Annotated in this window: 17 protein-coding genes; 12 read left to right on the forward strand and 5 right to left on the reverse strand. The window is 62.1% G+C overall.

The window, feature by feature from the left end; genetic code table 11:
- Positions 1-15 precede the first annotated feature (15 nt).
- The gene (locus tag CXQ94_RS17590) at positions 16-1,386 is read right to left on the reverse strand and encodes a cation:dicarboxylase symporter family transporter (RefSeq protein WP_104091884.1); all 1,371 of its coding nucleotides are present in this window, start codon (positions 1,384-1,386) and stop codon (positions 16-18) included.
- Between the two features lie 130 nt (positions 1,387-1,516).
- Between CXQ94_RS17590 and CXQ94_RS17595 the strand changes: the two genes are divergently transcribed.
- The 7 genes from CXQ94_RS17595 (at position 1,517) to CXQ94_RS17625 (ending at position 9,006) form a co-directional block, all read left to right on the forward strand.
- Positions 1,517-3,220 (forward strand): sensor histidine kinase, encoded by a 1,704-nt coding sequence (locus CXQ94_RS17595; RefSeq protein WP_104091885.1) that lies wholly within the window; start codon positions 1,517-1,519, stop codon positions 3,218-3,220.
- Positions 3,217-3,915 (forward strand): response regulator, encoded by a 699-nt coding sequence (locus CXQ94_RS17600; protein ID WP_104091886.1) that lies wholly within the window; start codon positions 3,217-3,219, stop codon positions 3,913-3,915. Before CXQ94_RS17595 ends, CXQ94_RS17600 begins: the two co-directional genes overlap by 4 nt.
- A gap of 375 nt (positions 3,916-4,290) precedes the next feature.
- Positions 4,291-4,932 (forward strand): GntR family transcriptional regulator, encoded by a 642-nt coding sequence (locus CXQ94_RS17605; protein WP_104091887.1) that lies wholly within the window; start codon positions 4,291-4,293, stop codon positions 4,930-4,932.
- A 53-nt stretch (positions 4,933-4,985) separates the two neighbouring features.
- Positions 4,986-6,506: an MmgE/PrpD family protein gene (locus CXQ94_RS17610; protein ID WP_104091888.1), complete on the forward strand. Its 1,521-nt coding sequence runs from the start codon at positions 4,986-4,988 to the stop codon at positions 6,504-6,506.
- Entirely contained in the window at positions 6,507-7,436 is a 930-nt protein-coding gene (gene prpB / locus CXQ94_RS17615) for a methylisocitrate lyase (protein ID WP_104091889.1), read from the forward strand.
- Between the two features lie 33 nt (positions 7,437-7,469).
- On the forward strand, positions 7,470-8,609 hold the full coding sequence (locus CXQ94_RS17620) for a bifunctional 2-methylcitrate synthase/citrate synthase (protein ID WP_104091890.1): 1,140 nt from the start codon (positions 7,470-7,472) through the stop codon (positions 8,607-8,609).
- Between the two features lie 67 nt (positions 8,610-8,676).
- Entirely contained in the window at positions 8,677-9,006 is a 330-nt protein-coding gene (locus CXQ94_RS17625; protein WP_104091891.1) for a cupin domain-containing protein, read from the forward strand.
- Here the strand turns inward: CXQ94_RS17625 and CXQ94_RS17630 are convergent.
- Complete coding sequence (locus CXQ94_RS17630) at positions 9,003-9,488, reverse strand: 8-oxo-dGTP diphosphatase (RefSeq protein ID WP_104091892.1); 486 nt, start codon at positions 9,486-9,488, stop codon at positions 9,003-9,005. The two genes, CXQ94_RS17625 and CXQ94_RS17630, sit on opposite strands and share 4 nt — an antisense overlap.
- Before the next feature lie 224 nt (positions 9,489-9,712).
- Between CXQ94_RS17630 and CXQ94_RS17635 the strand changes: the two genes are divergently transcribed.
- Genes CXQ94_RS17635 through CXQ94_RS17655 form a run of 5 tightly spaced genes read left to right on the forward strand, consistent with a single transcriptional unit; the run spans position 9,713 to position 15,368 of the window.
- Positions 9,713-11,005 (forward strand): extracellular solute-binding protein, encoded by a 1,293-nt coding sequence (locus CXQ94_RS17635; protein ID WP_104091893.1) that lies wholly within the window; start codon positions 9,713-9,715, stop codon positions 11,003-11,005.
- Between the two features lie 31 nt (positions 11,006-11,036).
- Positions 11,037-12,020: a carbohydrate ABC transporter permease gene (locus CXQ94_RS17640; RefSeq protein ID WP_104091894.1), complete on the forward strand. Its 984-nt coding sequence runs from the start codon at positions 11,037-11,039 to the stop codon at positions 12,018-12,020.
- Complete coding sequence (locus CXQ94_RS17645) at positions 12,017-12,919, forward strand: carbohydrate ABC transporter permease (RefSeq protein ID WP_219817085.1); 903 nt, start codon at positions 12,017-12,019, stop codon at positions 12,917-12,919. The genes CXQ94_RS17640 and CXQ94_RS17645 overlap by 4 nt, the downstream gene beginning before the upstream one ends.
- Before the next feature lie 26 nt (positions 12,920-12,945).
- The gene (locus CXQ94_RS17650; RefSeq protein ID WP_104091895.1) at positions 12,946-14,562 is read left to right on the forward strand and encodes a beta-N-acetylhexosaminidase; all 1,617 of its coding nucleotides are present in this window, start codon (positions 12,946-12,948) and stop codon (positions 14,560-14,562) included.
- 2 nt (positions 14,563-14,564) lie between these two features.
- Positions 14,565-15,368 carry an IclR family transcriptional regulator gene (locus CXQ94_RS17655; protein WP_258067179.1) on the forward strand — a complete coding sequence of 268 codons (804 nt, stop codon included), beginning with the start codon at positions 14,565-14,567 and terminating at the stop codon, positions 15,366-15,368.
- Positions 15,369-15,404: 36 nt separating this feature from the next.
- On the opposite strand, the gene CXQ94_RS17660 is transcribed toward CXQ94_RS17655, so the two are convergent.
- The 3 genes from CXQ94_RS17660 to CXQ94_RS17670 form a co-directional block, all read right to left on the reverse strand.
- Positions 15,405-15,866 carry an HAD family hydrolase gene (locus CXQ94_RS17660; RefSeq protein WP_258067181.1) on the reverse strand — a complete coding sequence of 154 codons (462 nt, stop codon included), beginning with the start codon at positions 15,864-15,866 and terminating at the stop codon, positions 15,405-15,407.
- Between the two features lie 18 nt (positions 15,867-15,884).
- Positions 15,885-16,100 carry a hypothetical protein gene (locus tag CXQ94_RS22695; protein ID WP_104091898.1) on the reverse strand — a complete coding sequence of 72 codons (216 nt, stop codon included), beginning with the start codon at positions 16,098-16,100 and terminating at the stop codon, positions 15,885-15,887.
- Positions 16,101-16,392: 292 nt separating this feature from the next.
- Positions 16,393-16,878 (reverse strand): hypothetical protein, encoded by a 486-nt coding sequence (locus CXQ94_RS17670; protein ID WP_104091899.1) that lies wholly within the window; start codon positions 16,876-16,878, stop codon positions 16,393-16,395.
- Positions 16,879-17,130: the final 252 nt, after the last annotated feature.

The raw sequence follows: 17,130 nt of genomic DNA on the forward strand, positions 1-17,130 counted from the left end.
GGCGCACCTGGGAAGCTAGACCCTGGCCGGAACCGGATCCTCCCTGGGTGCCGTCAGGACGGGCGAATCACCGGCGTCGCCCCCGGTAGCATGGCCGTCGGGGTCCAGTGACAGCTCGTCAAAGGGGTCGCGGCCGGAGAGAACGGCGCGGGCCTGATCCATGTCCAGCTCATGCGTCCACTTGCCAATCAACAAGGTGGCGACGGCGTTACCAGTGAAGTTGGTCAACGCGCGGGCCTCGGACATGAACTTGTCGATGCCCACAATCACACCCATGCCGTCTAGCAGGATGGGCTTGTGGGCCGCCAGCCCCGCAGCCAGGGTGGCCAGCCCGGCACCAGTGACCCCGGCTGCACCCTTGGAGGCGATGACCATAAACACGAGCAGGCCGATCTGTTCACCCATGTTCATCGGTATGCCCATGGCGGTGGAGATGAACAACGCGCTCATGGTCAGGTAGATGGCGGTGCCGTCCAGGTTAAACGAGTAGCCGGTGGGGACCGTGATGCCCACAACGGGCTTGGAAACCCCGGCGTGCTCCATCTTTGCCATGAGGCGCGGCAGTGCCGATTCGGAGGATGAGGTGGCAAAGATCAACAGGTACTCACGGGCCAGGTAGCGTATCAGGGCGAAAATGTTAAGCCCCGTCACCACGCGCAGGATCGAGCCGAGGATGATCACAATGAACAGCGCGCAGGTCAGGTAGAAGGCGCCCATCAAGATGGCCATGGACCCAATTGCGGCCCAGCCCGTGGCTCCCACGACGGCGGCAATGGCCCCGAAAGCGCCTACCGGGGCGGCCCACATGATCATCATCATCAACTTGAAGACCACTTTTTGGACATTCTTAATGGCGTTGAGCACCGGCTCACCGGACTTGCCCAAAGACTGCAGGGCAAAGCCAACCAGCAACGCCAGCACCAGGGTCGGGAGCACGGGGATGTCTCCGGGAATCATCTCCATCAGGAACTTCACGGTGGCGTTGTCCTCGGACGAGGTGGCGGCCGAGTACGGCTTCAGATGCAATCCGGAACCCGGGTGGATGATGTTGCCCACCACCAGCCCGATTGCGAGCGCCACGGTGGACATCACCATGAAGTAGAGCAGGGCCAGGCCGCCCACCTTGCCCACGGTCGCCGCCTTGGCAATGGAACCCACCCCCAGCACAATGGTGCAAAAGATGATGGGGGCGATGATCATCTTGATCAGGGCGATGAACATGGTCCCCAGGGGCTTAAGCGACTTCCCCACCTCGGGTGCCATGAGACCGATCGCCGCGCCCAGGACCACCGCGGCAATGACCGCAACATAGAGCCAATGGGATTTATCCATCCTGCGCCGGGCTGGCTTGGCCATGGTGGCTGTCCCTCGTCGTTGAGAGCTCATTGTCACTCCTGTGATCTTCGATGATTAGCATTGGATTGGGTGCGGCGTGCGATCCGCCTCACCTAAGATTGCCCCTCAAGGTGATTTACCTCACGGTTGCGTTCATATTGGTCGCAGGAAAGGTTCAGGAATGCTGAGGCGGTATTGGCGTGGCTGGAGCATTGCGAAGAGGCTGTTCGCTGCCAACCTGCTCTTCGTGCTGCTCTTGACCTCCGGTTTGGCCGCCGTGATGGTGTTCGACGCCGGATCCCGCACTTACGAGCAGACCCGCCAGCGCATGATGTCTGTTGCCACGGCGCTGGCTGACTCCCCCATGGTGGCCGCCGCGGCAGATTCCCCCAACCCCAGCGCAGCGCTCCAGCCCTATGCTGAGGCTGTCATGCGCGATGCTGGCGTGGATTTCATTACCATCATGGATCCGCACGGCATTCGCTGGACGCATCCCAATCCCGGCGAAATCGGCAAACCCTACGTTGGTTCCATTGCGCAGGCACAAGCCGGTCACAGCTATTTTGAAACCACGGTCGGCACCCTGGGCCCATCGGTGCGGGCCATTGTGCCAGTAAAGAATTCCACCGGCACCGTGGTGGGTATGGTGGCTGCGGGCGTGACCGTCAGCAATGTCCAGGTGCTGGTCTCGGCACGATTGCCGGCGGTGTTGGGGCTGGCCGCGGCGCTCCTGCTGGCCGGGTCCATGGCAGCATGGTTCCTGGGCCGGTACCTCCGGCGGGTCACGCTGGGCTGGGGACCCGAGCAGCTAGCCCAGCTGTTTGCCTACTATGAATCCGTGCTCCACTCCGTCCGCGAAGGCCTGGTCCTGGTCGACACCCACGGTTCCCTGGTTCTGTACAACGACCACGCCGCCCTGCTACTGGGCATCGCACCGGCGGGTTTGGGCCCGGTGCCGGATGCGCGAAAGCGGGCCAACCGCTTGCGCAAGGCCAACAGCACCGCGCCTGCGCTGGATTCCCTGGATTTGCCCGGGTCACTCACGGAGCTTTTGCGCAGCGGCCGCGATGCCACCGACGAGGTCCATCTGGCTGGAGACCGCCTGCTGGTGGTCAGCCAGCGCCAGGCAGTGGCCCCTGGCAGTAGCTCACCGGCCGGCGCAGTTGCCACTTTGCGCGACCACACCGAACTGACCGCGCTCGCCGGCAGCCTCAGCAGCACCCAAACGCTGGTGGAAGCCCTGAGGTCCCAGACGCACGAGCACGCCAACCGGCTCCACGCCATCATTTCCCTGATCGAGCTGGGCCGGGCCCGGGAAGCCCTCGACTTTGCTACCGCGGACCTGTCCGAAACCGCACTTCTGGGCGGGCAATTCGTGGGCTCCCTGGATGAGCCGTTCCTGGCCGCACTGCTTCTGGGAAAAGGGGCGCAGGCAGATGAACGCGGCGTCAAGCTGGAGCTCAGCGGCTCCGGCACCCTGCCGCCCGGGCGCCTGAACAACCGCGAGCTCGTCACACTGCTGGGAAACCTGGTTGACAATGCCATCGACGCGGCTGCGGGCCCGCCCACCGGCCCGGACGGGGTGGGGCAGACTGCCAGAATCCCGACAGTTTGGGCGGACCTCCTGGTGGCGGACGGAGCCCTGACCATCACGGTGGCGGACAACGGTCCCGGTCTGCCCACCACCGACCTGGATGTGCTGTCCCGGATCGGGACCACCGGAAAGGACTCCGCCGGACCAGGCGGGCGCGGTTATGGCCTGGCCCTGATCCGGCGCACCGCCGCTGCCCTGGGCGGCACCATTGAGGCAGAGAACGACGGCGGCGCTGTTATGACCGTCGTCGTCCCCCTCCCCGACCTGCCCGATGATGAGGAACTCCCATGAGCGCCACCACAACAATCCGGGTGCTGGTGGTTGACGATGAACCCGTCGCCTTGGCCGCGCACGCCGACTTTGTGCGCCGGCTTGAAGGCTTTGAAGTGGCGGCGACCGCGAACGGTGTGCGGTCCGCACTAGCAGCAGTTAACAATCCCGCAACCCCGGCCATCCAACTCATCCTGCTCGACATGAACCTCACCGATGGGCACGGACTTGACTTGCTACGCCGTATCCATGGGCTGGGGCTCATGCCGGATGTCGTGGCGATCACGGCTGTGCGGGAAATCCAGGTGGTTCGTTCGGCCATTGCGCTGGGCATCACGGGGTACCTGATTAAGCCGTTCACCTTCACAGCATTCCGGGACAAGTTGGAGAACTACCGCCGCTACCACGCAGCCTTGGCGGAGGGTTCACTCACCAGCCAGGACTCCATCGACCGTGCCCTGTCGGCCCTCCGTCCCACGGGAAAGCTGCAACTGCCCAAGGGGATGTTGCAGGAAACCTTAGTTGCAGTGGCGGATTGGCTGCGGGCGGCACCGGAGCCGTCTTCGGCCACGGAGACCGGGCTTGCACTGTCAATGTCGCGTGTGACGGCCCGGCGCTATCTGGAGCACCTGGCCACGACGGGCGCTGCCAGCAAGGCTCCGCGCCACGGCTCCCCCGGCCGCCCCGAGGTTGAGTACCTCTGGCGCGTGCTCTGAGGTTTGAGTCCGCCCACACCTGCCCACACCTGCGGCAACGCTGAGGTAGACGGCCCCGGACAGCACCTCTCCCCGAAGTAGACGGACCCGTGCTGAAGTAGACGTTGCTGAACAGCCGATTCGGCAAGTCCCATCTACCTCGGCGCAGACGGGACCGTTCGCCGTCATGATGGCCTCCATGCTGCGCTGAGGGGACGTTAGGCATGCTAGTTGGAGTGCGAGGCCAAAGAAATCATTGTCTGTATACATAAATATGCATTTTTCGAACAATTCGGCGCAATCGCTCCCTTTTCACCGGAACTTTGTATACACTGAGGTGGATGGTGTTACTGCATCATCCACAGGCATGATGGATCAATCAGTCGAGGAGGGCGTATGCGGGCCAGCGAGAAGGCGTACACCACGCTGCGCAATGACATCATCCACTGGAGGCTGGCACCCGGCGCCGTCCTGGCCGAGGTAGAGCTCTCCGAACGACTTGGCGTTTCGCGGACACCCATCCGGGAAGCACTGGCCAAACTGAGCGCCGAAGGCCTGGCCGAACCGCAGAGCGGGCGGGGCATGGTGGTCAGCGAGATCTCCCTGGATCATCTTGAGGAGTTGTTCGAGCTGCGCTCAGCCCTGGAGTGCCGGGCTGCCGAGTTAGCCGCTCGCCGTGGTGATCCCGCCGTCTTCCACGCCCTCCACCGTGAACTGAGCAATGCCGGTGAGTTGATCACCGACGATGACCCCACCCGGCATGACTACTACCGGCTGGCAGGTGACCTGGACGTGGCAGTTGATGCCGCAGTCGGAAATCATTACCTCTCCCAAGCCCTGAAAAGCTTGCGGGTGCACCTCGTGCGTGTGCGCCGCCTCTCCAAGGACAATCCTGCGAGGCTCCGCGACGCCGCACGCGAACACGCCGCTATTGCGTTGGCCATCGCCAACGGGAACCCGGCTGTGGCAAGCGCCGCCACTACTGTTCATCTCGATAACAGCCTGCGGCACCTTCTTGGCTCCAGGGCCACCCCCTAAACTTGCTCCAATATCCAAGCGTCCTCACCCATCATCAGCAAAAAGGAATTCCCATGGTTGTCCAGCACAATGTCCGTGTTTACAAGAGTGAAGAGAACCTGCCCCGCGAGGGTCAGCTCGCCTACAAGATTGCCAAGGTTGCGGCAGACCCTGTCGCTGTGACACCCGAGGTGACCGAGATGATCATCAACCGGGTCATCGACAACGCCTCCGTGGCCATCGCCTCCCTGAACCGCGGGCCCATTGTCGCCGCCCGCGCCCAGGCACTCTCCCACGCACCGTCCAGCGGCGGCGCCGGAGCCTCCGTTTTCGGGATCACCGAGAAGGTCTCCCCCGAATGGGCGGCATGGGCCAACGGTGTGGCCGTGCGTGAGTTGGACTATCACGACACTTTCCTTGCCGCCGAGTACTCCCACCCGGGAGATAACATCCCGCCGATCCTCGCCGTCGCCCAGCACACCGGGGCCTCCGGCGCGGATTTGGTCCGCGCCATTGCCACCGGCTACGAGATCCAAGTTGACCTGGTGAAGGCCATCTGCCTGCACGCCCACAAGATCGACCACGTAGCCCACCTGGGGCCGTCGGCGGCGGCCGGTATCGGCACACTGCTCAACCTTGAGGTAGAAACCATCTTCCAGGCTGTGGGACAGGGCCTGCACACCACCACCGCTACTCGCCAGTCTCGCAAGGGTGAGATTTCCACCTGGAAGGCCCACGCCCCCGCCTTTGCCGGCAAGATGGCCGTTGAGGCTGCCGACCGTGCCATGCGCGGGCAGACCTCCCCCGTGCCGATCTACGAAGGCGAAGACGGCGTTATCGCCTGGATGCTTGACGGACCCGACGCCGCGTACAACGTGCCGCTGCCGGCTGACGGCGAAGCCAAGCGCGCCATCCTTGACACCTACACCAAGGAACATTCGGCCGAGTACCAGGCGCAGGCCTGGATTGACCTTGCTCGCAAGCTGCATGGCGAGCACCCCGAAGCCACGGATCCGGCCAACGTGGCCAGCGTGCTGATCAAGACCAGCCACCACACCCACTACGTGATCGGCTCCGGCGCCAAGGATCCGCAAAAGTACGATCCCACCGCATCACGGGAGACACTGGACCACTCCATCCCGTACATCTTCACCGTCGCCCTGCAGGACGGTTCCTGGCACCACGTGGACTCCTACTCCCCCGAGCGTGCCGGCCGCCCGGACACGGTGGCCCTGTGGCACAAGGTCACCACGGAGGAAGACGCCGAATGGACCCGCCGCTACCACTCGCTGGACATTGCGGAGAAGGCTTTTGGCGGTACCGTGGTCATTACCTTGACCGACGGCACGGTCATCACCGATTCGATCGCCGTCGCCGACGCCCACCCGCTGGGCGCCCGGCCGTTCGCCCGGGCCCAGTACATCAACAAGTTCCGCACCCTGGCCACCGGTCTGGTGGAGGAGGCCGAGATCGACCGCTTCATCGCGGCCGCCGAGAACCTTACCTATTTGGCCGCCGGTGAACTGGACCAACTCAACATCACAGCAGCGCCCGGCGTTATCGACCTCGCCGCCGCTCCCAAGGGTCTGTTCTAAATGCTGTTCTCCAAGAAGACGCCCGAACAGAAGCGCCGGGATCTGCGTGCCATGCTGGTCCCGGGCGCGGCAGTGCAGTTCCCCGGTGCCTTCAACCCGCTGTCGGCCCGGCTTATTGAGGAAAAGAAGTTCGACGGCGTCTATATCTCCGGCGCTGTTCTCGCCAATGACCTGGGGTTCCCCGACATCGGCATGACCACCTTGTCCGAGGTTGCGGCCCGCGGCGGGCAGATTGCCAGGATGACAGACCTGCCGTGCCTGATTGACGCGGACACCGGTTTCGGTGAACCCATGAACGTGGCCCGCACCATCCAGGAGCTGGAGAATGCCGGGCTGGCCGGGACCCATATTGAGGACCAGTTCAACCCCAAACGTTGCGGCCACCTCGATGGCAAGAACATGGTGGACCTGGACACGGCCGTCAAACGGATCGCAGCTGCCGCCGACGCCCGCCGGGATCCGAATTTTCTGATCATGGCACGCACGGACATCCGTGCCGTCGAGGGTTTGCAGGTTGCCATCGACCGGGCCAAGGCACTGGTCGACGCCGGTGCCGACGCGATCTTCCCCGAAGCCATGAAGGACATTTCCGAGTTCGAGGCCGTGTGCAATGCGGTGAACGTTCCGGTGCTGGCGAACATGACCGAATTTGGCAAGAGCGAGCTATTCACCAAGGATGCGCTGGCAAACGCGGGCGTAGCCATGATCATCTACCCGGTCACCTTGTTGCGCAGCGCCATGGGGGCTGCCGAGCGTGTTTTGGACACCCTGCGCGCCGACGGCACCCAGGAGGCGTCCGTCCCCGAGATGTTGACCCGGGCAAGGCTCTATGAATTGGTTGACTATCAGGGGTATAACCAGTTTGATACAGGCATCTTCAATTTTCAGGTTCCTGGCCTGGACATCGGCAACAACAGCGCAAACCTTTAGGCATCAGTTCTTTTTGAAGAAGGAGTACCAACTGTGAGTGAAGAAGACGTACGTAAGGGCCTTGCCGGCGTAGTTGCCGACTACACCGCCATCTCCAAGGTCAATCCGGAGTCCAATTCGCTGCTGTACAGGGGTTACCCGGTGCAGCAGCTGGCGGCGAGCAAGTCCTTCGAGGCAGTGGCCCTGCTGCTGTGGACCGGCGAGCTGCCTACCGAGGCGGAGCTGACACTTTTCGAGGCGTTTGAACGGGCCAACCGCGCCCTGGACTCCCGAGTGAAGGCCGCCATCGACCTGCTGCCCCTTCACTGTCACCCCATGGATGTGGGCCGGACGGCGGTTTCGGTCATCGGCGCCAATGACCCGCTGGCACAAGACTCCTCCCCGGAGGCCGAGCTGGAAAAGGCGCAGTCACTTTTTGCACAGTTCCCGGCGGTGGTCGCCTACGACCAGCGCCGACGTCGGGCCCTGGATCTGGTGGAGCCGCGGACCGATCTTGACTACGCGCAGAACTTCCTGTGGATGACTTTCGGTGAGGAAGCGGCCCCAGAGGTGGTGGATGCGTTCCGCGTGTCCATGGTGCTGTATGCGGAGCACTCCTTCAACGCCTCAACGTTCACCGCCAGGGTCATCACCTCCACACTGTCGGATCTGCACTCGGCCGTCACCGGCGCCATTGGTGCGTTGAAGGGTCCACTGCACGGCGGGGCCAACGAGGCCGTCATGCACACCTTCAATGAGATCGGCATCCGCAAGGAGGAGACCCGTCAGGAGGCCGCAGCCCGGGCCAAGGCGTGGATGGAGGACGCTCTGGCCAAGAAGAAGAAGGTCATGGGTTTTGGTCACCGCGTCTACAAGAACGGCGATTCTCGTGTGCCCACCATGAAGTTGGCACTGGATAAGATGATCGCCCACTTTGACCGCCCGGAAATTCTGGGACTGTACGACGGGCTGGAGCAGGCCATGGACGAGGCCAAAGCGATCAAGCCGAACCTTGACTACCCGGCCGGGCCCACCTATCACCTGATGGGCTTTGACACCGATATGTTCACACCCATTTTCATTGCCTCGCGCATCACGGGGTGGACGGCTCACATCATGGAACAGCGGGCATCCAACTCACTGATCAGGCCCCTGAGTGCCTACAACGGGGTGGATGAACGCCACCTCGGATAGCGGCGCAAAGCCCGGCAGCACGATATGGTGAGGTAAGTCACATTCACTGCCGGGCCCAAGGAGCATCATGGAGAAGTCATCACTGACGGCACTCGCCAGGGAGCTGCTGGGTACCGCCAAGACCAAGAGCAGCGGCCGCAGCGCCCGGACCGTCTATGGCGGGCACGAGTGTGTCTTGCGCCAAACGGTCATAGCCCTAACCGCCGGTTCGTCCCTGGATGAGCACGACAACTCCGGCGAGGCCACGATCCAGGTCCTCACCGGGAGGATCGTGCTCATCACCGGCGATGTCCGGTGGGAAGGCTCGCCCGGGGACCACTTGGTGGTCCCCGTTGCCCGTCACTCCGTGGATGCCTTAGCGGACTCCGCTTTTCTACTGACGGTCGCCAAGCCCTAAACGGACCCTGTGTGGGTGCTTGAGGCAACGCTCTCGTTGTCCGGATTGAGTACCACGCGCCAATGCCCGCGCCCACCCGCCAGGAACGCCGGCAGCCAGTGCACGGCGTCCGCCCACATCAGTTCCTGCGGCAAACTATCCACCGGATACCAGCGTGGCGCAATTTCATCGCTCTCCACAGCTTCCCCGTCGAAGTTGCGGCCCAGGAATACAGTGGTGAACATATCCCACTCGGGCCTGGCCGGGAACACAAAATCCACGGTGCCAGCAGGGATTAGATCCGCAACGGCTATCTGGATGCTGGATTCTTCCGCCACTTCGCGGCAAATCGCGTCCTCGACGCTCTCCCCCGCCTCCACATGACCGCCGATGCCAACCACTTTTCCGGCACCAAACCCGGTCTTCTTCAGCCCCAATAGCACCTGCTCGCGCCCCTCATGGGTGCGGAGCAGAAAACACAGGGTAACGGGTGCGCCAGTCATCTCCCCAGCCTAGGCCATGACACATTTTCACCGGAAAGGCGCGGCCACAGGGCGCATCACATCGAGCCAGTGTGTGTCAAATAACAAATATAGATTTTGCATAGTGAAACTTTTACCGTTTGTGCTTCGTCCCACACAACCTCCTCTCCTAATGTCATCTCATGCCCGCAGCGACGTTGAACCGATGCGCGGGACCCACACTTTGATCATTCCCTGGAGGATTCGTGAAATTTTCACGCACACTTGCCGTGGCCGCATTGGCCGCAATGGCGCTCACCAGCTGCGCTCCCCCCACTTCCAACAACGCCGCCTCGTCACAGGATGAGAACACCGGAACACTGCGTGTTTGGCTGTTCTCCGAAGTCAACCAGGCACCGAAGTCCGCCGTCGTTGACGCGACGGTGAAGGAATTTGAGGCCGCCCACAAGGACGTCAAGGTCGACGTTCAGTACATTCCTGTGGACACTCGCGCGGAGAAGTTCAAGGCCGCCTTCAATGACCCCTCCAGCGCCCCTGACGTGGCAGAGTTCGGCAACACCGACCTCGCCAGCTACGTTGCTGCCGGCGGTCTCTCCGATATGACCGCCGACATCAAGGGTTGGGACGAAGGCAAGGACCTGGATCCGAAAGTTTTGGCCACTACGGCCATCGGCGGCAAGAACTACGGCGTGCCGTGGTTTGTGGGCGTGCGCGCCCTGTACTACCGCACTGACATCTTGAAGGCCGCCGGTGTCGAGGTTCCCAAGACCATGGCCGAGATTGAAACCGCGGCCCGCACGGTGCGTGCAGCCAACCCGGACATGCTGGGCATCTCTGTTGGCGGCAAGGCACAGTTCTCCGCCATGCCGTTCCTGTGGGCCCATGGCGGCTCCATCGCTTCTGAAAAGGGCGGCGCGTTCACCTCGGAGCTGGATTCGGCCAAGTCCCGTGAAGGCATCACCGCCTACACCAACCTGCTCAAGGACGACATCTGCCCGCCGGCCACGTGCGCCGAATTCGGTGGCAACGCTAGCGTTCAGCAGTTCATCGCCGGCAAGGCAGCCATGACCATTGGTGGCGACTTCAACTACAAGGCCATTTCTGAGAGCGCCTTCAAGGACAAGTTCGCCGTTGTTCCGGTCCCCGGTGTCACGGCCGGCTCCATTGCCCCCGCCTTTGCCGGCGGCAACAACCTCGGCGTCTTTGCCAGCTCCAAGCGGCACACTCTCTCTGCCGACTTCACCAAGGCCCTGGCCAGCAAGAAGTCCCAGCAGGCCATGTTCGATGCCATGGGCAACCTGCCCACCTTCACCGACGTGCAAAAGAGCGTAGCCGAAAAGAACCCGCAGGTTGCGCCGTTCATCTCCACCATCGCAGCCGGCACCAACTTCGTGCCGATCACCGACACCTGGTCAACGATTGACGCCAAGGGTACCTTCACCACCATGTACCAGCAGATTGTCACCGGCAAGGCCGACGTCGACACCGCCTCCAAGGATGCGACCGACGCCATGAACAAGATCTTCGCGGCAAAGTGATCCTTCGCCCCTTTAGGAAAGGCCAGCACTAATGGCCCTGCAAGTTCCCGTCGCCACAGCGTCAACCTCGCCGGCTCCGGTTCGCCCCGCCCAGTCACGACCCAAGAAAAAAGGTCGTGGCTGGGCGGGGCGGTTGGAGCACTGGCTGTATTTGGCGCCCGCGCTCATCGTCCTGATCGCGCTGCTGGGCTACCCGCTGTACCAGCTGATCAACATGTCCTTGTACGACTACCGCCAGGCACAGGTCAGTGGCAATGCGCCGCTGAACTTCACCGGCCTGGAGAATTACCGGATTCTGGTCTCCGACCCCGAATTCTGGACAGTCCTGGGCAACACCGTCATCTTTGCCACCGCTTGTGTAGTCTTCACGTTGCTGGTGGGCGGCGCATTGGCGGTCTTCGCCACCCGCCTTCGCCCCTGGGTTCGGACCACCTTGTTCGCTGTTTCCCTGGGCGCCTGGGCCACCCCCGCCGTGACCGGCAGCGCCGTGTGGCTGTTCCTTTTCGATTCCACCCAGGGCCTTGTCAACAAGGTGCTGGCTGGCATCGGACTCAGCGGCTTCAGCGACTTCTCCTGGACTTATGACAAATGGACCGCCTTTGGTCTGGTCGCCAGCGAAGTTGTCTGGTGTTCCTTCCCGTTCGTCATGGTCACCGTCTACGCCGGCATCCAGGCGATTCCCACCGAAGTTGTTGAGGCGGCACGCCTGGATGGCGCATCCATGCCCCGCATTTTTACCAACATCATGCTGCCCATGCTGCGCCCGATCGTCATGATCGTCACCATCCAGTCGATCATCTGGAACTTCAAGATCTTCTCGCAGATCTACATCATGACCAATGGCGGTGGCATTGCCGGGCAAAACATGGTCCTGAACGTTTACTCCTACCAGCAGGCGTTCGCGGCCAGCCTCTACGGGCTCGGCTCCGCGCTGGGCGTCATCATGACTGTCCTGCTCATGGTCATCACCGTTGTTTACCTGCGACTACTCAAAAGGAGTGGTGAAGTACTGTGACCACGCTTAAGGTGAGCCAGCCCGGCTCCGTGACTCCCCGACGTCGTGCGAAGGAAAAGAAGTCCCGCAAGGGCTGGGGCTCCAACGCTGTTGGACTGCTGATTGCCGCGTTCGTGGCGTTCCCGCTCTACTGGATGCTGCTCTCGGCCCTGAAGCCCAAGACGGCGCTCGACGCCGGCGACTCCACCCCCTGGACGCTCACCCCGTCTTTTGACTCGTTCGCCCGCGTACTGAGCGTGAACAACTTTGGCCAGTACTTCCTGAACTCGGTGATCGTGGCCCTGAGCGTGGTGGTGCTTTCCACCGTGCTGGCATTCCTTGCCGCCGTGGCCCTGACCCGCTACAACTTCAAGATGCGCACCAAACTACTCATCATCATTCTGGTGGCACAGATGGTCCCGATCGAGGCCCTGACCATCCCGCTGTTCTTCCTGTTCAAGGGCTTTGGTGAGGCCATCCCGGCTGTGGGCCTGAACCATTTGGGGTCACTGATTTTGGTCCATGTTGGCTTCTCCATCCCGTTCGCGATCTGGATGCTGCGTGGCTTTGTGGCCGCCGTTCCGATCGAGTTGGAGGAGGCGGCCAAGCTCGACGGCGCCAGCAGCTTCAAGTTTGTCCGCTCGGTATTGTTCCCCCTCGTGGCCCCGGGTGTGGTGGCCTGTTCGGTGTTCTCGTTCATCTCCACCTGGAACGACTTCTTGTTTGCCAAGACATTCATTATTTCTGCCCAGGAGAACTCCACCATGCCCATGGCGCTGCTGTCGTTCTTCAAGCCGGACCAGAATGACTGGGGCGCCATCATGGCCGGCTCGGTCATCATGACCATCCCGGTATTGATCTTCTTCATCGCCGTCCAACGCAAGCTGGTTTCCGGCCTGGCCGGCGCCGTCAAGGGCTAAGCCCCTCCCCCAAGAAAAGGCTCTCCATGACCTCCCACACTCTTGTTCCCGCGCCCTGGTCAGTTGTTGACGCAGGCTCCTCCCTGACCCTCGCTTCGACGACGTCGCTCGCCTCCGATCCGCGCCTGGCCAATGCCCGCCGCTGGTTCGGCAAGGCGTTGGGCGCGGCAACTGGGTGGGATCTGGCCGTGGCCGGCGTCGACGGCGAAGCCACCATCGTCTTCGTTTTCGACGCCGAGCAGCCCGCGGAGGGCTACCGGCTCACCATCGGCGAGAAGGTTCTGATCGAGGCGTCCTCGGATGCTGGCGCCCTTTACGGCGCTCAAACCGTGCTGCAGCTCCTTGGCTCACAGGCCTTCCGGGCGGCCCCGGTTGGTGCTTCGGCGTGGACTCTGCCCACCCTGACCATCACCGACAAGCCGCGCTTTGGTTACCGCGGCGTCATGCTCGACGTGGCCCGGCACTTCCAGCCCAAAAACGACGTCCTGCGCTTCATTGAGGTCGCCGCCATGCACAAGCTCAATGTGCTGCACCTGCACCTGACCGATGACCAAGGCTGGCGCGTGGAGATCAACGCGTTCCCGAAGCTGACGGAGGTGGGCGCCTGGCGCCGCGAGTCCTCGCTCGGTGCGTGGCGGGCCGGGATCTTCGACGGGGCACCGCACGGCGGTTTCTACACCCAGGATGACCTGCGCGAAATTGTGGCCTTCGCCGCTGCACGCAACATCACCGTTATCCCGGAGATCGACGTTCCAGGGCACAGCCAGGCAGCCATCGCCGCCTACCCGGAGCTGGGCCTGCCCGGTTCTTCCTTGGAGGTTTGGACACGGTGGGGCATCAACCCCAACGTTCTGGAGCCCACTGCCTACGCCGTCGACTTCTACAAAGTTGTCCTCGACGAGCTCATGGAGATTTTCCCGTCGCAGTGGATCGGGCTCGGCGGCGACGAGGTTCCGCTGGATCAGTGGGAGGCCAGCGAGTTCGCCCGCAAGGCCGCAGCGGATCTGGGCTACGAATCCGTGGCAGGGCTGCACGGCTGGTTCATCGCTCAGTTGGCCGCGCATCTGCGCCAGGCCGGTCGCAAGACTGCCGTCTGGGATGAGATTGGCGACGTCGGATTGCCCGAGGGCGCATTGGTCCACTCCTGGCGCGGGTACCAGGGCGGGCTGGACGCCCTGGCCGGCGGCTACGACGTCGTCATGTGCCCCGAGCACAAGCTGTACCTGGATCACCGCCAGGCCGACGGCGACGGTGAACCCGTTCCGGTGGGCTTTGTGACCACGCTGGAGGCGGTTTACAGTTTTGATCCGATGCCTCAAACGTCGGCGCAGGACTTCCCTGGCCGTTTGCTGGGTGCCCAGGCCAATATTTGGTCCGAGCACCTGCCCTCGGCCCGGCGCATCGACTACGCCGCCTACCCGCGCCTGAGCGCGATCGCCGAGGTCTTCTGGTCAGACCCGCAAAGCCGAGACTACCCCGGCTTCCTGCGCCGCCTGAGCGAGGGTCATCTCGGCAGGCTGGCGGCCATGGGCGTTGAGTTCCGTCCGCTGGATGGTCCGCACCCTTGGCAGCAGCGCCCCGGAATTGTTGGGTGGATGCGTGACTACGATCAGGAACAGCTCGACGCTGCTGGCAAACTATGACCATGACCGAAATTGCCGAGCAGCGTAACTCCTCATCCTCTCTTCGCAAAGCGTTGCGATTGCTCTCTGTCATATCGGAGAATCCCGCGGTGCCGGAGGGCTTGGCGCTGACGGAGCTGGCAAAGATTTCCGGCATCAACAAGAGCACCGTGCTGCGTCTGGTATCCCCGCTGATCGATGAAAATTTAATCGATCGGGACCGGGTCAGCGGAAAGTTTCGGCTGGGATTTGGCAGCCTGCGCCTGGGGCAGTCGTACTTGGATTCTCTGGATCTGCGCAGCGCCGCCAATGAGGAGCTACGGGCCTTGATGCGGGAAACCGCGAATACGGTCCACCTGGTGATTCTGTCCGGCCACGACGTGGTCTACGTGGACAAGGTCGAGGATGAGGCCACGGTGCGCATGGCCTCCCGTGTGGGCGCCACGATGCCGGCCTACTGCACGGCCGTGGGCAAGGCCATCATGGCTTACAGTTCCGAGGAAGTTGTTTCCTCCATCCTGTCGGTGCCGTTGCGAGCCATCACGCCCAAGACCATCACAGACCCGGCCGCATTGAGGTTGGAGCTGGCTGCAGTACGTCGACGCGGCTACTCCATCGACGACCGCGAAAATGAGCCCGAGGTTCGCTGCGTCGCCGCACCGATATTCAACCACGACGACGTCGTGGTTGCGGCGCTGAGCGTCTCCTCCCTGACCTCGCGCATGACACCGGCCAAGGTGCGCGAGGTTGGGCCGATGGCTGCCGTCGTGGGGCTGCGCATCTCGGCGAAGCTGGGCTCGCGCAGGGCCGCGGCTTTGACGAAGTAGGTCTTCCGGGGACAGGACGCTGCCAGCGTCTGAACATTAGCTGGCGAGCGTACCCCGGCGGACGACAGCATTGATTACTTCGGCCGCCGTCGGCGCAATGAGCGTGGGGAAACGTACTTCCGCAGGCCATTTCATGCCTCGTGAAACCCAGATCGTTTCTAGACCTGCGGCTTGGCCACCGGAAATGTCAGCGGTTGGGTGGTCCCCCACCATCCAACCTCCGGTGACCTCGGAATGCAGTCGCTGGGCTGCAATGTGGAAAATTTTGGGATCAGGCTTCTTCACGCCTACTGCTTCGGAGGTCACCACAGCATCCACGTACGGATCCAGCCCGACTTTTTGGATTTTGAGATTTTGTTGAGTCATTGTTCCGTTGGCGACGATAGCTATTTTCCAACCTTGCTGTTTGGCATTCTTGAGCGCCTTCTTGGTGCTGTCGGCCAAGGTCAGCCAGGCCGCCTCAGAATCAGGCCTTCCGGGTGCTGATGTGAGGCGCACCAGAATTCTCCCCGATAGCTACGCCCGTGAAACTGTGGTTTTTTGATGTTTTGAGTATCTTCGCCACCGGATCACGAGCAATATTGCCTGCGAGGTACCTGCAGACAATAAGGCCACAGCAAGCACGGACATGAGGCCGAAGTTGTCTCGGGGTGCGATGGCCAAACCTATGGCCATGAGCGCGACTGCAACAGCTAACACGATGACGGGTTTCTTCCCTGCTGCTTGCTTCATGCCCAGGATTCTCCTCTACTTGCTGGCCGCTCGCAATTGCTATGGCCATCGTTTCAGCCGAACTCTTGCCGCACCTTCGGTGCAAGCGACGATGGTGACAAGCGGGCCAGCTGTAGCCGATGTGTCATTTGCGACCGATATGGGTTCGGCGCATGATCCGCCGTCAACGTGAAAGACACTAACGCCCGAGAGCAACGGCGGCTTGTTGGTCTATGGGAGCACCACCTGGCCGATCTCCTGTCCCTCGCCGGATGGGCTGACAAACGGGAGGACCAGGGCAATCGGGTGATGCCTAGCTGAGCTGCACCTTGCAGCTCTTGCCGGTGGGTTCACCATCAAGGGTGAACTCAAAGTTGAGGAGTCTTGCGCTCATCGGCGGTTCCGGAGCGTAGCCCCAGCACCCGTCCCACTCGGTTCCGGTGCCAGCCACTTTCCCGCCAACCCAGCGGTATTCCGTGCCGACGTCGTCCGTGAGCCGCACTTTGACCCGGCTCAGAACGGGCTCGCCGGGCATGATGGGGAATCGCCCAGCGGCCTCTGTCCCGTGACGTTTTCGCAACTCCGCCCAGTGCTCAATTTCCTGGACATGACGTTGATCCCGAAGGCGCGTCTCAAGGCTCGGCACGCCTTCAATGTAGACGGCAACGCCTTGCATTTCTGAAGATTCACCTACGCCGGGCGGAAGTAGAAACGTCGGATCTATACCGGCAAAGCGCACATCTATGCCGTCACTAGTGGCAATGATGAGATCACCAGGGGCGGAAATAATCGTCGTCATTGGCCCACTCTAACCCCACATCATAAAGCGCAGTTCTCCTTCTCAATTCGCCGTAGGTCGCCGTAGCTTCGCCCAGCAAGGGTTTCCTGCATAGGAATAGCGGATTCCATTGGGCTGCCTGTCGCAGGATTTGATCATGTATATCGGGACGGTTGTCAATGTTTGGTCCTTCTTGCGGATGGTTTAAGAACCGGCGCACAGCACCAAGCGGAATTGACCATTCCGTTCAGTGTAGATTGGTAGCGGAATGAA

The sequence above is a fragment of the Arthrobacter sp. GMC3 genome (genome assembly GCF_002929305.1).
Lineage (GTDB): Bacteria > Actinomycetota > Actinomycetes > Actinomycetales > Micrococcaceae > Specibacter.

Bases quoted from the DNA above. Each gene is read 5' to 3' on its own strand.
- CXQ94_RS22695 (WP_104091898.1), bottom strand. From the start codon at position 16,100: ATGAAGCAAGCAGCAGGGAAGAAACCCGTCATCGTGTTAGCTGTTGCA.
- CXQ94_RS17625 (WP_104091891.1), top strand. From the start codon at position 8,677: ATGGAGAAGTCATCACTGACGGCACTCGCCAGGGAGCTGCTGGGTACC.
- CXQ94_RS17595 (WP_104091885.1), top strand. From the start codon at position 1,517: ATGCTGAGGCGGTATTGGCGTGGCTGGAGCATTGCGAAGAGGCTGTTC.
- CXQ94_RS17610 (WP_104091888.1), top strand. From the start codon at position 4,986: ATGGTTGTCCAGCACAATGTCCGTGTTTACAAGAGTGAAGAGAACCTG.
- prpB (WP_104091889.1), top strand. From the start codon at position 6,507: ATGCTGTTCTCCAAGAAGACGCCCGAACAGAAGCGCCGGGATCTGCGT.
- CXQ94_RS17630 (WP_104091892.1), bottom strand. From the start codon at position 9,488: ATGACTGGCGCACCCGTTACCCTGTGTTTTCTGCTCCGCACCCATGAG.
- CXQ94_RS17655 (WP_258067179.1), top strand. From the start codon at position 14,565: ATGACCGAAATTGCCGAGCAGCGTAACTCCTCATCCTCTCTTCGCAAA.
- CXQ94_RS17590 (WP_104091884.1), bottom strand. From the start codon at position 1,386: ATGAGCTCTCAACGACGAGGGACAGCCACCATGGCCAAGCCAGCCCGG.
- CXQ94_RS17640 (WP_104091894.1), top strand. From the start codon at position 11,037: ATGGCCCTGCAAGTTCCCGTCGCCACAGCGTCAACCTCGCCGGCTCCG.
- CXQ94_RS17600 (WP_104091886.1), top strand. From the start codon at position 3,217: ATGAGCGCCACCACAACAATCCGGGTGCTGGTGGTTGACGATGAACCC.
- CXQ94_RS17670 (WP_104091899.1), bottom strand. From the start codon at position 16,878: ATGACGACGATTATTTCCGCCCCTGGTGATCTCATCATTGCCACTAGT.
- CXQ94_RS17650 (WP_104091895.1), top strand. From the start codon at position 12,946: ATGACCTCCCACACTCTTGTTCCCGCGCCCTGGTCAGTTGTTGACGCA.
- CXQ94_RS17605 (WP_104091887.1), top strand. From the start codon at position 4,291: ATGCGGGCCAGCGAGAAGGCGTACACCACGCTGCGCAATGACATCATC.